Raw genomic sequence first — 12,842 nt, forward strand, 5'->3', positions numbered from 1 at the left:
ATCGCAATGCGCGCCGACAAGACCGACCAGAGCTTCACTTCAATGATCTATCTGGCCGCGGCCGCGATAAACTCCAGATGAATCCCAACAGACCCTAGATCAATTTGGGTTAGATCAACTTGATCGCGATCACAAAGCCGAGCACCAGCACGGCGGCGCCGATCGCCACCCAGAGACCGAGATGCTTCTCGATCCTGACCCGGATCCAATCGCCATAGCGATTGAGCAGGATCGCGACGATGAAAAAACGACCGCCGCGCGCGACGATCGAGCAGATCATGAACAGGACGAGATTGTAGCCGGCAAAGCCCGAGGTGATCGTGACGAGCTTGTAGGGGATCGGCGTCAGTCCCTTGAGCAGGATGATCACCGCGCCCCACTCGGCATAGGAGGCGCGAAAGGCATCGACCTTGTCGCCGAGGCCATAGACCTGGATCAGCCAGTGACCGACCGAGTCGAACAGCAGCGCGCCGATGGCATAGCCGAGCAGGCCGCCCAGCACCGACGTCGCGGTGCAGATCGCCGCATAGATCCAGGCGCGCTGCGGACGCGCCAGCGACATCGGAATCAGCATCACGTCCGGCGGGACGGGAAAGAAGGAGCTTTCTGCGAAAGCCACGGCACCCAGGATCCAGAGCGCGTAAGGCTTGTGAGCGGCGTCGATGCACCAATCGTAGATACGTTTCAGCATGGCGCCGCGATGAAGCACCATCGGACGGATTTGTCCATCGCCAGTTTTGTGACGTTTCTAGTGGCGCTTCCGCGCCACGCGACCCTCGATCGCGACAATTGGCCGCCTGGCGGCCACGCGCGGTGACGCAACTTTGGGCAGCTTCATCGCCGATTTCGGCAGCTTCTCGGCGATGCCGAGCATGTCTTCCCGCCGGGTCATTTCGCGCCAGACGTCCTCGGGACGCACGCCGGCCGAGGCCCAGAGCACAGTGAGATTGTAGAGCAGATCGGCGCTTTCCCGGATCACGGCTTCGCTGTCGCCATTGACCGCATCGATGACGACCTCGATGGCCTCTTCGGCCAGTTTTTTCGCCATTTTGGAGGGCCCACGCTGAAACAGCCGGGCTGTACGCGATGTTGCCGGATCAAGGTCCTTGGCCGCGAGTACAGCCAGATATAGCCGCTCAAGCGAATCACTCATGGTCCTGAAAACTACTCTAAACCAATGGCGGGCGCGTTAACGTCTGACAATAAACGGCCAAACAGGCCGTCGCGGCAAGCGCGACGGCCTGTTGTCGTCAATTCTTCGTAGCCGGGCTTAGTAACAGGTCGAGGCGTAGCCTTGGCCACCCTGCGCGGACTGATAGGGACCGCCGCAACGGTGGAACGGGCGCGGACCAATATACGAGTCACCGCCGTAATAGACCGGGCCGTCATCATAGTAGGCCGGCCCGCCACCGTAATAGGCCGGGGCATCATAGGCGTAGGCGTCACGGCTCGCGGCGATCGCAAGCCCGGTGCCGATGGCGCCGGCAATGGCCGCGCCGGCAAGGGCCGCACCGCCGCCGCCATGCCAGTGGCGGCCGCCGGCGTATGAGGCGGTCGGGGCGACCGCGGTCAACGCCAGCACCGCGGCGGTGGCAATAGCGACCTTGCGGCCGGCAAACTTCGAAAAGCTGTCAAACATGTCCTGGACCCTCCTTGGGACCTCGAATGGTGCCTGACGACAGGCTCATGTCTTTCAAACACCCACATCCCATGTTGGGTTCCCCAACCCCAACACAAGCTGAACGGGGTTGCGTGATCGTGACGCAACCGCCGCTCATCCGCCGTTCATGTTGGCGCGCAGAGACTGCTCCGCCAGCCGGCGCTGCGAGCGTCACGAGATCACAACAAGGCGAGACCGGCGCGACTGATGTTCAGATTCAAGACGACCGCCCTTCGCTGCCTGCAAGCCCTTGCAATCTCGCTTGCCGCGCTGACTGCACGCGATGTCACGGCGGCTGAGACCGCCGCGCCCTCTATTGCGATCCACTTCGCCTTCGACCGTCCGATCGATGCAAGCATGGCTCCGTTCTTCCTGGCTGCAAAGGACGGCAGCTTCGGCGCCGAACGTCTCAACGTCTCCTTCAGCAGCACGGCCGGATCGCCGGAGGCGCTCGCGCGCGTCGCCAAGGGCGAAAGCGAGCTCGCGCTGGTCGACATCAATGAGCTGATCCGCTTCCGCGACAAGGACGATGCGGCACCGGTCAAGGCGGTGTTCGTGCTGTTCAACCATGCGCCCTACGCGATCGTCGCCCGCAGGAGCCGCGGCATCCATCTGCCGCCCGATCTCGACGGCAAGACCGTCGGCGTCGCCGATAGCGACCTGTCGATGCGGCTGTGGCCGGCGCTGGCGCAGCAGAACGGCATCAACACGGCGCACATGAAATTCCACAGGATCAGCGCCGCCGTGCGCGAGCCGATCCTCTCCGCGGGACAGGTCGATGCCGTCGCCGGCTTCAGCTATCTCTCGGCAGTGAACCTGCGCGATCGCGGCGTACCCGGCGGCGATCTCGTCGTGCTTCGCTATGCCGACTATGGCTGCGAGGCTTATGGCTTTGCCGTCGTGGTCAACCCGGCTTTCGCCGCGGCCAAGCCGGACGCCGTGAAGGGATTCGTCCGCGCATTGATCGCAGGCATCAACGCGACCGTGAAAGAGCCGGCGCGTGCGGCGGACGAAGCCGCGAGCCGCATCGACGACGGCGACCGCAATCTCGAATTGGCGCGCCTGCGCACCGTCCTCGTCGACAATATCCAGACCGACGAAGTCCGTCGCAACGGCCTCGGCGGCATCGATCCCGCGCGCATGGACCGCTCGATCGACCAGATCGCGCAGGATTTCAAATTCCGCAAGAAGCCGGTTGCCGGCGATATCTTCGACGACCGGTTCCTGCCGCCGGTTGCAGGGCGGTTGATCAACTGAACATCCGATCTTGGCTTGTGTAAGCAATTAGCTTACATAAGAAACTGCATCGGTTTTGGCAGCACCTTGATAAAGTCCTTCCGGAACAAGGCTTTTGGCGATCTCTGGTCTAAGAGAAAGACTGCGAAGATCGATTCAAAGATGCATGCCAGAGTTCTGCGACGGCTCGATCAACTCGATAGCGCCACGCTTCCCGAGGACATGGATGTGCTCGGCTTCGACTTTCATCGTCTGCACGGGAAGCCGGTCAGGTACACGGTCCATGTGAATGGTCCGTGGTGCATCACTTTCGAATCTGAAAACGGTGATGCCTATCGGGTCGATTTCGAGCAATATCGCTAACACCGAGCCGAGATTGACTCGGCGTGGAGCTGCCATGGTCGAATATCCTGCCAAGCGAAATCCCCGCCGCTGTCCCGTTCATCCCGGCGCGGTGCTTCGCGAGGACATGCTGCCGGCCTCAGGCAAGACCAAGGTTGAGATCGCGCGCCTGTTAGGCATCTCGCGGCAGCATCTTCACGACATCATGGAAGAGAAGAAGCCCCTGTCGCCGGAGGTAGCGGTCCGTGTCGGGAAGCTGTTTGGAGGCGGCGCCGGGATCTGGGTCCGGCTGCAGGTTGCCCACGACACGTGGCACGCGGAACAGACGGTGGACGTCAGCCATATCCCCACGTTGAAGGTGGCCTGAGCCGTCCACACCAATGTAGTCTTGCAGCCGTTCAACTGGTTGACTGACGACCTTCCCACGGTTCAGCGTATCGCATGCCCATCCTCCGTCTCTACACCCGCGTTCTCGAACTGCTCGGCAAGGAAGCAGGGCTCGGCTGGCTGCTGGCGTTTGCCAATCTCCTGCTTGCCGCCTCGCAGTTCGCAGAACCCGTGCTGTTCGGCCGGATCGTCGACGTGCTCTCCGGCAAGACGGTTGCCGGATCGGACTCGGCCTGGCCGTTTCTGATGGCCTGGGTGGCATTCGGGCTGTTCACCATCGCCTGCAGCGCGCTCGTGGCCTTGCAGGCCGACCGGCTCTCGCACCGCCAGCGCCAGGCGGTGCTGACCGACTATTTCGAGCACATCCTGCAATTGCCGCTGACCTTCCATTCCGGCACACATTCGGGCCGGCTGATGAAGGTGATGCTCAACGGCACCGATGCGCTGTGGCGGCTCTGGCTCGGCTTCTTCCGCGAGCACTTTGCCGCGATCCTGTCGGTCGTGGTGCTGCTGCCGCTATCATTGTACCTGAACTGGCGGCTCGCGATCCTGCTGTTCGTGCTTTGCATCGTCTTCACGGCGCTGACGACCTTCGTGGTGCGCAGAACCTTCGGCATGCAGATGGAGGTGGAGGAGCACTATAGCGAGCTCTCCGCGCGGGCTTCCGACGCCCTCGGCAACGTCGCGCTGGTGCAGAGTTTCGTGCGCGTCGAATCCGAGGTGAAGGGCTTGCGCTCCGTCGCCGACCAGTTACTCGCGGCGCAAATGCCGGTGCTGTCGTGGTGGGCGCTCGTCACCGTCATCACGCGCGCCTCCACCACCATCACCGTGCTCGCGATCTTCACACTGGGCATCTCGCTGCACGACCAGGGGCTGACCTCGGTCGGCGAAATCGTGATGTTCGTGAGCTTCGCGACGCTTCTGATCCAGAAGCTCGAGCAGGTCGTGAGCTTCATCAACAACGTATTCATGGAAGCCCCGCGCCTGCGCGAGTTTTTCAACGTGCTCGATGCCGTGCCCGCGGTGCACGACCGACCCGATGCGATCGACGCGGGTCGGCTCTCCGGCCTCGTCGAATTCAACGACGTCACCTTCTCCTATGACGGCAAACGGCCGGCGATCGAGGATCTCTCCTTCACCGCTCTGCCAGGCCAGACCATTGCGCTGGTCGGCGCGACCGGCGCCGGCAAGTCGACGGCGATTGCGCTGCTGCATCGCGCCTTCGATCCGCAGTCCGGCTTCATTAGGATCGACGGCATGGACGTGCGCGGGGTGACGCTGACATCGCTGCGGCGGAACATCGGCGTGGTCTTTCAAGAGGCGCTGCTGTTCAATCGCTCGATCGCGGAGAATCTGCGCGTCGGCAAGCCGGACGCCACTGAGGCGGAGATGCGCAAGGCGGCAGGGCGCGCACAGGCGCTCGAATTCATCGAGCGCAGCGGCGGCTTCGAGACCAATGCCGGCGAGCGCGGCCGCATGCTGTCCGGCGGCGAGCGCCAGCGACTGTCGATCGCCCGCGCACTGCTGAAAGATCCGCCACTTCTGATCCTGGACGAGGCGACCAGCGCGCTCGACGCCGTCACCGAGGCCAAGGTGAATGCCGCTCTCGACGAAGTGATGAAGGGACGCACCACCTTCGTGATCGCCCACCGTCTCTCCACCATCCGCAATGCCACGCGGATCCTGGTGTTCGAGAACGGGCGTGTGATCGAAAGCGGAACTTTCGATGAACTCGTGGCCAAAGGCGGCCATTTCGCCGAGCTCGCCAGGGCCCAGTTCATGGTTCGGGAGAACGCACGGGCCAGCGTGACAGCTGCTGAGGCTGCCGCGACTGCCGCCCAGTCGCCTTAGCAAGTCTTCATGGGACCGTCGAAATTCGGCCTATTTCATTGCGGAATACCCCGCTGATGCCCCTATTCCCGACGCACCAGCCGGTATAGGTTTGCGACGCCGCAAGCGGCGGCGCTGGATTCAGAACCGAACATCAGATCACGAGAGCCGACCGGAACCGGCGGGTCTCCAAGGACCGGAATCGGATAGTGCACGCTCTTCGCCCGCTGCTTCGTAAATCCCTGTTCAACCTGTTCGCTGCGACACTCGCATGCGCCGCATCGCTCGCGCCGCGCGCGGCGAGCGCCGAAGCATTGCTGCTGATCGAGGCCGACACCGGCAAGGTGTTGCAGGCGGAAAACGCGACCATTCCATGGTATCCGGCTTCCGTCACCAAGATCATGACCGCCTATGTCACGCTGAAGGCGGTCAAGGACGGCAAGCTCACGCTCGACACGCTGATTACGGTGTCGCCGACAGCGGCCTCGCAATCGCCCTCGAAGATGGGATTCCGTCCGGGAACACAGCTCACCGTCGACAATGCGCTGAAGATGATGATGGTGAAGTCGGCGAACGACATGGCCGTTGTGCTCGCCGAAGGCGTCGGCGGCTCGATCGACGGCTTCTCCGCGATGATGAACGACACCGCACAAAGACTCGGCATGACGCAGACGAGCTACGTCAATCCGAACGGTCTGCCCGCCGACGGCCAGATCACGTCGGCGCGCGATCTCGGCATTCTCGCGCGCTCGTTCCTGCGCGACCTGCCGGAATACGAATACTTCGTGCACATCCCGGCGATCCGCTTCGGCAAGCGCGTCACCGGCAATTTCAACAAGCTGATCGGCCGCTATCCCGGTGCCGATGGTTTCAAGACCGGCTTCATCTGCGCCTCGGGCTACAACCTCGTTGCGTCGGCGACACGCAATGGCCGGAGACTGATTGCGGTGGTGCTCGGCGCCAATTCCGGCACCGCGCGCGCGGTGAAGGCAGCCCAGCTGCTCGAGCGCGGCTTCTCGCAAGACAATCTCACCTGGCTCCGCCCCTCGCTCGGCACCGTCGAAAAGCTGGTGCCGGTCGACGCCTCGCCGCCGAACCTGCGCGAGGACATGTGCGGCGGCCATCGCAAGCGGCCCGCCAGCGACGACGACGACGCACTGATCGCCACCAATGGCGGCACGAGCGGATCGGCCTCCGCCACCGGCGGCGAAGCCCAGGTGACGTTCTTCACCGCTGGGCTTCAACCTCCCTTGATGAAGGCCTCCGAGCTGATGGCCACGGCCGCGGCGGCCGCGGAGCCCGTGCTGGTCTATACCGGCCCGACCCGCACCGGTACCGCCCTGATCGCCGCGGTCGCGGCCGATGCCGACCAGCAGGCCACCCCAAAGTCGCGTGGCAAGAAGTCGCGCGTCGCCAAGAAGCCTGACGCGGCCGACAAGCCGAAGGATGCCAAGACGGACGCCAAGACCGAGGCCAAGACAGCGGCGGCGAAGCCGGTTGCCAAGCCAGCCGACGGCAAGAGCGCTGCCAAGCCGGCCGGGACCAAGCACGCTGCGGCCAAGTCGGATTCAGCAAAGTCCGATGCGGCGGCAAAACCTGCGGCAAGCGGCGATCAGGCACCCAAGCCCGCCAAGCCAAAGGCAGCGACCAAGCCCGCCGCCAAGCCGGCCAACAACAGTTAGCGGCGCTCCGAGCTGAGACCACGCCCACTTTGCACTGCGGCCGCGCGGTTTGGCAGGATTCCGGTAGCCACTCCCTGGCCTTTGCCCTAAGTCACGACGACTTGCCACCCGTTCCGGCAAGCTCGATACTGGCGGCAATGAGGCAAGCCCGAGACACAACGGGCTCTGGTAAATGAGGGGAGTTTTCGATGGAGCGCATCTGGCTCAAGCAATATCCGCCCGGCGTGCCTGCTGATATCGAGCCGACGCAATACTCATCGCTGGTCGACCTGTTGGAGGAGAGCTTTTCGAAGTTCGCCGACCGCAAGGCGTTCATCTGCATGGACAAGTCGATCAGCTATCGCGACCTCGATCAGATGTCGGTCGCGCTGGCCGCATATCTGCAAGGCCGTGGGCTCCAGCGCGGTGCTCGCGTCGCCCTCATGATGCCGAACGTGCTGCAATATCCGGTCGCGACCGCCGCGGTGCTGCGCGCCGGTTTCGCCGTGGTCAACGTCAACCCGCTCTACACACCGCGCGAGCTCGAGCACCAGCTCAAGGATTCCGGCGCCGAAGCCATTATCGTGCTGGAGAATTTTGCCCATACCGTCGAGCAGGTGATCGCGAAGACGCAAGTGAAGCACGTCATCGTCGCCAGCATGGGCGACCTGCTCGGCTTCAAGGGCGTGATCGTCAATCTCGTCGTCCGCCGCGTCAAGAAGATGGTGCCGGCCTGGTCGCTGCCGGGCGCGGTGTCGTTCAACGATGCGTTATCGGCTGGCCGCGGCGCGACCTTCAACAAACCGAAACTGTCGCCCGGCGACGTCGCCTTCCTGCAATATACGGGCGGCACCACCGGCGTCTCCAAGGGCGCCACCCTGCTCCACCGCAACATCGTCGCCAACGTGTTGCAGAACGACGCCTGGCTTCAGCCGGCGATAGTCGCACCCCCGCATGTCGATCAGCTCATGATCGTTTGCGCGCTGCCACTCTACCACATCTTCGCGCTGACGGCCTGCTACCTGCTCGCGGTGCGCGCCGGCGGCTGTAATCTGCTGATCCCCAATCCGCGCGACATCGCAGGCTTCGTCAAGGAGCTGGCAAAATACCAGGTCAACAGCTTCCCGGCTGTGAACACGCTCTACAACGGATTGATGCACCATCCCGATTTCAAGAAGCTCGACTTTTCCAAGCTGAAGATTTCCAACGGCGGCGGCATGGCGGTGCAGCGCCCCGTGGCCGAGCAGTGGAAGGAGGTGACCGGCTGCTTCATCGCCGAAGGCTACGGCCTGTCGGAGACATCGCCGACGCTGACCTGCAATCCCGCGACCACGACCGAGTTCTCGGGATCGATCGGCATTCCCGTGCCCTCGACCTGGATTTCGATCCGCGACGACGACGGCAACGAGCTGCCGCTCGGCCAGCCCGGCGAGATCTGCGCCAAGGGCCCGCAGGTGATGTCGGGCTACTGGAACAGGCCGGACGAGACCGCGAAGGTGATGACCGCCGACGGCTATTTCCGCACCGGCGACATCGGCGTGATGGACGAGACCGGCTACACCAAGATCGTCGACCGCAAGAAGGACATGATCCTGGTCTCCGGCTTCAACGTCTATCCCAACGAGATCGAGGAAGTGATCGCGAGCCATCCGGGCGTGCTCGAATGCGCCGTGATCGGCATTCCCGATTCCAAGTCGGGCGAGGCGGTGAAAGCGTTCCTGGTCAAGAAGGATCCGAACCTCACGGCCGAAGCCGTGATCAAGTTCTGCCAGGAGCAGCTCACCGGCTACAAGGTGCCCAAGCAGATCGAATTCCGAACCGACCTGCCGAAGACCAATGTCGGCAAGATCCTGCGCCGGCAATTGCGCGACGAGAAGAAGGCGGAGGCGGCGTAGCCGCTCCCTGGATTCATGACTGACGTAGGCGACATCACGCCGGCCGGCATTCTCGCGTTCTGGCGGGAGGCCGGTCGCGAGCGCTGGTACAAGCACAGCGACGCTTTCGACGCGGAGGTCAGGCGTCGCTTTCTTCTGCTATGGAAGAGGGCGATCGCCGGCGAGCTGGCCTCCTGGGAAGACAGCGACGAGGGCGCGCTGGCGCTCGTCATTGCGCTCGACCAGTTTCCCCGCAACATGTTCCGCGGCACGCCGGAAGCCTTTGCCAGCGACGCGCTGGCGCGCAACGTCGCCCGCCGCGCAATCGAGAGGGGCACAGATCGCAGGATCGATCCCATCCTGCTCGAATTCCTCTATTTGCCCTTCATGCATTCCGAGCACCTATCCGACCAGTTGCATTGCGTCGCGCTGTTTCAGAACACCGACAACGCCGAGAACCTGAAATACGCGCGGGAGCACGCCGACATCATCCAGCGGTTCGGCCGCTTCCCCCACCGCAACCGGCTCCTGGGACGCGAGACCACCGAGGACGAACAGGCCTTCCTCGACGGCGGCGGTTTTGCCGGCTGATGACATAACGGTGAAGGACCGCGCCCCTCGCCGCCTCCCAACCTGCAACATTGTGCAGCGCCGCCGCACGGTCTAAAAAGCGGGACCGATTTTCAGGGAGACTTCACGATGACCATCCAGACTGGCGACAAGCTGCCCGAGGCGAAATTCCGCGTGATGACGGCGGAAGGTCCGCAGGTGAAGACCACCGACGATATCTTCAAGGGCAAGAAAGTGGCGCTGTTCGCAGTGCCCGGCGCCTATACCGGCACCTGCCACAAGATGCATCTGCCGAGCATCTTCCTCAACGCCTACGCCATGAAGGACAAGGGCGTCGAGACCATCGCCATCGTCTCCGTCAACGACGCCTTCGTCATGAACGCCTGGAAGCGCGACACCGACCAGCGCGACGAGGCCATCTTCCTCGCCGACGGCAATGCCGACTTCGCCAAGGCGATCGGCATGGAGCTCGACGCCTCCGGCAACGGTCTCGGCATCCGCTCCAAGCGCTATTCGATGCTGGTCGAGGACGGCGTGGTCAAGAAGCTGAACCTCGAGGCGATGCCCGGCAAGGTCGAGGTGTCCGGCGGCGATACGCTGCTCGGGCAGCTGTAAGGCGGCCAGCGCTTTTAGCCTTAACCACAACTGTCATCGCCCGCGAAAGCGGGCGATCCAGTACGCCGAGACCTCTCGGCTGAATGATAAGCGTCTCTGGAATACTGGATCGCCCGGTCAAGGCCGGGCGATGACAGTTGAGAATGAGGCGACGACGCCTCGCGCTACTCCGCCACCCGCTGCTGCAACCGCGCCTTCACGATCCCGTCGCGCGCGAGCTGATCGGCGCGTTCGTTCTCGGGATGCCCGGCGTGGCCCTTGACCCAGTGCCAGCGCACGTCATGCGCCTTCAGCGCGGCATCGAGGCGCTGCCATAGCTCGACATTCTTCACCGGCTTCTTGTCAGCGGTGCGCCAACCATTGCGCTTCCAGCCATGGATCCAGCCGGTGATGCCCTGACGGACATATTGGCTGTCGGTGTAGAGATCGACGGTGCACGGTTTCTTCAGTGCTTCCAACGCGGAGATCGCCGCCATCAACTCCATCTGGTTGTTGGTGGTGTGACGCTCGCCGCCGTTCAGCTCCTTTTCCTTGTCGCCGAACTTGAGGATCGCGCCCCAGCCGCCGGGCCCGGGATTTCCCGAGCAGGCGCCGTCGGTATAGATCGTGACAACTGGAATCTCGCTCACGCGACCAGTCCTGACGGCATCAGCCCATAGTCGCGCACGGTGGAAACACTCTGGTGGAAGCGCAGCTTGCGGACATATTCGAGCGGATCCTTTGGCCGAACCAGTGCGCCGGGCGGAACGTTGAGCCAGTCGACCAGCCGCGTCAGCAGGAAGCGGATCGCGGCGCCGCGCGCGAGCAGCGGCAGTGCTGCCTCTTCCGCCTCGGAGAGCTTTCGCACGCGGCCATAGGCATTGAGGAAGGCGCGCGCCTTGGTGACGTTGAAGGAATGATCCGGCTCGAAACACCAGGCGTTGAGGCAGATCGCGACGTCATAGGCCAGCATATCGTTGCAGGCGAAGGTGAAGTCGATGATCCCCGAGAGCTGGTCGCCAATGAAGAAGACGTTGTCGTTGAAGAGGTCGGCGTGGATCACGCCTTCGGGCAAAGGCTTCGGCCAGACCCCGCTCTCGAGGTAGTCGAGCTCAGCGGCGAGGAACGCGCGCAAGCCGGGCTGCACCTCGTCGGTCCGGCGTGACGCCGCATCGAACAGCGGCCGCCAGCCCGAGACCGAGAGCGCATTCGGACGCTTGATCGCGAAATTGGCGCCGGCAAGATGCATCTTGGCCAGCGCCCCGCCGACGCCCGCGCAATGGGTCGCGCTCGGCTTGCGCGGCCAGACGCCTTCGAGAAAGGTGATGATCGCGGCCGGCCGGCCCGACAGCTCGCGCAGCGCCTCGCCGTCTCTGCCCTTCACCGGCAGCGGGCAGTTGATGCCGTGCTCGGCGAGATGCGTCATCAGCGCGAGAAAGAACGGCAAATCGTTCTTCGCTACGCGCTTCTCATAGAGCGTGAGGATGAACGAGCCCTGGGTCGTATGCAGCAGGAAGTTTGAATTTTCGACGCCCTCGGCGATGCCCTTGTAGGAGAGCAATTCGCCGAGATCGTATTGGTTCAGGAAGTCCGCAAGCTCGTCGGCGGCAACGTCGGTGTAGACCGCCATGAAGATCTACTCGGCGGCGGCTTCGGGGCGCACCTGACGCGGCAGCGGGAAGAACTCGTTCTCTTCCGCGGCCGAGACCGTCTCCACATGCAGCGTGAAGCGCTCGGCGAACGCGTCCATGATCTCCTCGACGATCACTTCCGGTGCCGAGGCGCCCGCGGTGATGCCGAGGCTGGTGATGTTCTCGAAGCGCTTCCAGTCGAGGTCGGCGGCGCGCTGCGCCAGCACCGCGATCGGGCAGCCCTCGCGTTCCGCGACTTCGCGCAGGCGCTGCGAGTTCGACGAGTTCGGCGCACCGACCACGATCAGGGCATCGACCACCGGCGCCACCTTCTTCACCGCGAGCTGGCGGTTGGTGGTGGCGTAGCAGATGTCTTCCTTGTGCGGCCCGTTGATGTTCGGGAAGCGCTCCTTCAGGAGTGCGACGATCTCCGCGGTGTCGTCGATCGACAGCGTGGTCTGAGTCACGAAGGCGAGGTTGTTCGGATCCTTCGGCGCAATGGTCTTGGCGTCCTCGGCGGTCTCGATCAGGGTGACGGCGCCGACGGGGAGCTGGCCGAGCGTACCGACCACCTCAGGGTGATGGGAATGGCCGATCAGGAAGATTTCGCGGCCGCGCTTGAAATGGATCGCGGCCTCGCGGTGCACCTTGGTCACCAGCGGGCAGGTCGCATCCAGCGAAAACAGATTGCGCGACGTGGCGTCGGCCGGAACCGATTTCGGTACGCCATGGGCCGAGAACACCACCGGCGCGGTGGTGTTTTCCGGGATCTCGGCAAGCTCCTCGACGAAGATCGCGCCCTTCTTCTTCAACCCGTCGACGACGTATTTATTGTGCACAATCTCGTGGCGAACATAGACGGGGGCGCCGTATTTATCGAGCGCCCGTTCCACGGTGTCGATCGCCCGGACCACCCCGGCACAGAAGCCACGGGGAGAACAAAGCACGATCTTAAGGTCTGGTTTGGCTGACATTGAGCGATCTCGGGACCGAATCACCTCGCCAAATGGGCGGGAAGCGGTCGATGGATGAATAGGGCTTGGGAACGAGCTTACAG

At 63.4% G+C, this 12,842-nt stretch carries 14 protein-coding genes; 8 read left to right on the plus strand and 6 right to left on the minus strand.

Annotation, left to right across the window (positions count from 1 at the left end):
• Positions 1-109: 109 nt before the first annotated feature.
• The 3 genes from IVA74_RS32930 to IVA74_RS32940 form a co-directional block, all read right to left on the minus strand.
• A complete protein-coding gene (locus IVA74_RS32930; protein WP_247351210.1) occupies positions 110-712 on the minus strand; it encodes a YqaA family protein in 603 nt (200 codons plus the stop codon).
• A 36-nt stretch (positions 713-748) separates the two neighbouring features.
• Positions 749-1,153, minus strand: a complete 405-nt coding sequence (hisE, locus tag IVA74_RS32935) for a phosphoribosyl-ATP diphosphatase (RefSeq protein WP_247351211.1) — start codon at positions 1,151-1,153, stop codon at positions 749-751.
• Positions 1,154-1,270: 117 nt separating this feature from the next.
• Positions 1,271-1,639, minus strand: a complete 369-nt coding sequence (locus IVA74_RS32940) for a hypothetical protein (RefSeq protein ID WP_247351212.1) — start codon at positions 1,637-1,639, stop codon at positions 1,271-1,273.
• A gap of 228 nt (positions 1,640-1,867) precedes the next feature.
• Between IVA74_RS32940 and IVA74_RS32945 the strand changes: the two genes are divergently transcribed.
• The 8 genes from IVA74_RS32945 to IVA74_RS32980 all read left to right on the plus strand — a co-directional run bounded on the left by IVA74_RS32945 (position 1,868) and on the right by IVA74_RS32980 (position 10,175).
• Positions 1,868-2,917: an ABC transporter substrate-binding protein gene (locus IVA74_RS32945; protein WP_247351213.1), complete on the plus strand. Its 1,050-nt coding sequence runs from the start codon at positions 1,868-1,870 to the stop codon at positions 2,915-2,917.
• Positions 2,918-2,983: 66 nt separating this feature from the next.
• On the plus strand, positions 2,984-3,259 hold the full coding sequence (locus IVA74_RS32950; protein WP_247351479.1) for a type II toxin-antitoxin system RelE/ParE family toxin: 276 nt from the start codon (positions 2,984-2,986) through the stop codon (positions 3,257-3,259).
• Positions 3,260-3,293: 34 nt separating this feature from the next.
• A complete protein-coding gene (locus IVA74_RS32955; RefSeq protein ID WP_247351214.1) occupies positions 3,294-3,605 on the plus strand; it encodes a HigA family addiction module antitoxin in 312 nt (103 codons plus the stop codon).
• 74 nt (positions 3,606-3,679) lie between these two features.
• Positions 3,680-5,476: a glucan ABC transporter ATP-binding protein/ permease gene (locus IVA74_RS32960; protein WP_247351215.1), complete on the plus strand. Its 1,797-nt coding sequence runs from the start codon at positions 3,680-3,682 to the stop codon at positions 5,474-5,476.
• A gap of 188 nt (positions 5,477-5,664) precedes the next feature.
• On the plus strand, positions 5,665-7,137 hold the full coding sequence (locus IVA74_RS32965; protein WP_247351216.1) for a D-alanyl-D-alanine carboxypeptidase family protein: 1,473 nt from the start codon (positions 5,665-5,667) through the stop codon (positions 7,135-7,137).
• Between the two features lie 188 nt (positions 7,138-7,325).
• A complete protein-coding gene (locus IVA74_RS32970; protein WP_247351218.1) occupies positions 7,326-9,011 on the plus strand; it encodes a long-chain fatty acid--CoA ligase in 1,686 nt (561 codons plus the stop codon).
• 15 nt (positions 9,012-9,026) lie between these two features.
• Positions 9,027-9,581 (plus strand): DUF924 family protein, encoded by a 555-nt coding sequence (locus IVA74_RS32975; RefSeq protein WP_247351221.1) that lies wholly within the window; start codon positions 9,027-9,029, stop codon positions 9,579-9,581.
• 108 nt (positions 9,582-9,689) lie between these two features.
• On the plus strand, positions 9,690-10,175 hold the full coding sequence (locus tag IVA74_RS32980; RefSeq protein ID WP_247351225.1) for a peroxiredoxin: 486 nt from the start codon (positions 9,690-9,692) through the stop codon (positions 10,173-10,175).
• A gap of 164 nt (positions 10,176-10,339) precedes the next feature.
• Here IVA74_RS32980 and rnhA read toward each other — a convergent pair whose 3' ends face one another.
• Genes rnhA through ispH form a run of 3 tightly spaced genes read right to left on the minus strand, consistent with a single transcriptional unit; the run spans position 10,340 to position 12,759 of the window.
• On the minus strand, positions 10,340-10,804 hold the full coding sequence (gene rnhA / locus IVA74_RS32985) for a ribonuclease HI (RefSeq protein WP_247351227.1): 465 nt from the start codon (positions 10,802-10,804) through the stop codon (positions 10,340-10,342).
• Complete coding sequence (locus tag IVA74_RS32990) at positions 10,801-11,784, minus strand: homoserine kinase (RefSeq protein ID WP_247351228.1); 984 nt, start codon at positions 11,782-11,784, stop codon at positions 10,801-10,803. The genes rnhA and IVA74_RS32990 overlap by 4 nt, the downstream gene beginning before the upstream one ends.
• Before the next feature lie 6 nt (positions 11,785-11,790).
• A complete protein-coding gene (gene ispH / locus IVA74_RS32995) occupies positions 11,791-12,759 on the minus strand; it encodes a 4-hydroxy-3-methylbut-2-enyl diphosphate reductase (protein WP_247351230.1) in 969 nt (322 codons plus the stop codon).
• Positions 12,760-12,842 lie beyond the last annotated feature (83 nt).

It is taken from the genome of Bradyrhizobium sp. 132 (genome assembly GCF_023074185.1).
GTDB lineage: Bacteria > Pseudomonadota > Alphaproteobacteria > Rhizobiales > Xanthobacteraceae > Bradyrhizobium.

Coding starts and splice junctions, on each gene's coding strand:
- IVA74_RS32930 (WP_247351210.1), bottom strand. CDS start 712: ATGGTGCTTCATCGCGGCGCCATGCTGAAACGTATCTACGATTGGTGC.
- hisE (WP_247351211.1), bottom strand. CDS start 1,153: ATGAGTGATTCGCTTGAGCGGCTATATCTGGCTGTACTCGCGGCCAAG.
- IVA74_RS32940 (WP_247351212.1), bottom strand. CDS start 1,639: ATGTTTGACAGCTTTTCGAAGTTTGCCGGCCGCAAGGTCGCTATTGCC.
- IVA74_RS32945 (WP_247351213.1), top strand. CDS start 1,868: ATGTTCAGATTCAAGACGACCGCCCTTCGCTGCCTGCAAGCCCTTGCA.
- IVA74_RS32955 (WP_247351214.1), top strand. CDS start 3,294: ATGGTCGAATATCCTGCCAAGCGAAATCCCCGCCGCTGTCCCGTTCAT.
- IVA74_RS32960 (WP_247351215.1), top strand. CDS start 3,680: ATGCCCATCCTCCGTCTCTACACCCGCGTTCTCGAACTGCTCGGCAAG.
- IVA74_RS32970 (WP_247351218.1), top strand. CDS start 7,326: ATGGAGCGCATCTGGCTCAAGCAATATCCGCCCGGCGTGCCTGCTGAT.
- IVA74_RS32975 (WP_247351221.1), top strand. CDS start 9,027: ATGACTGACGTAGGCGACATCACGCCGGCCGGCATTCTCGCGTTCTGG.
- IVA74_RS32980 (WP_247351225.1), top strand. CDS start 9,690: ATGACCATCCAGACTGGCGACAAGCTGCCCGAGGCGAAATTCCGCGTG.
- IVA74_RS32990 (WP_247351228.1), bottom strand. CDS start 11,784: ATGGCGGTCTACACCGACGTTGCCGCCGACGAGCTTGCGGACTTCCTG.
- ispH (WP_247351230.1), bottom strand. CDS start 12,759: ATGTCAGCCAAACCAGACCTTAAGATCGTGCTTTGTTCTCCCCGTGGC.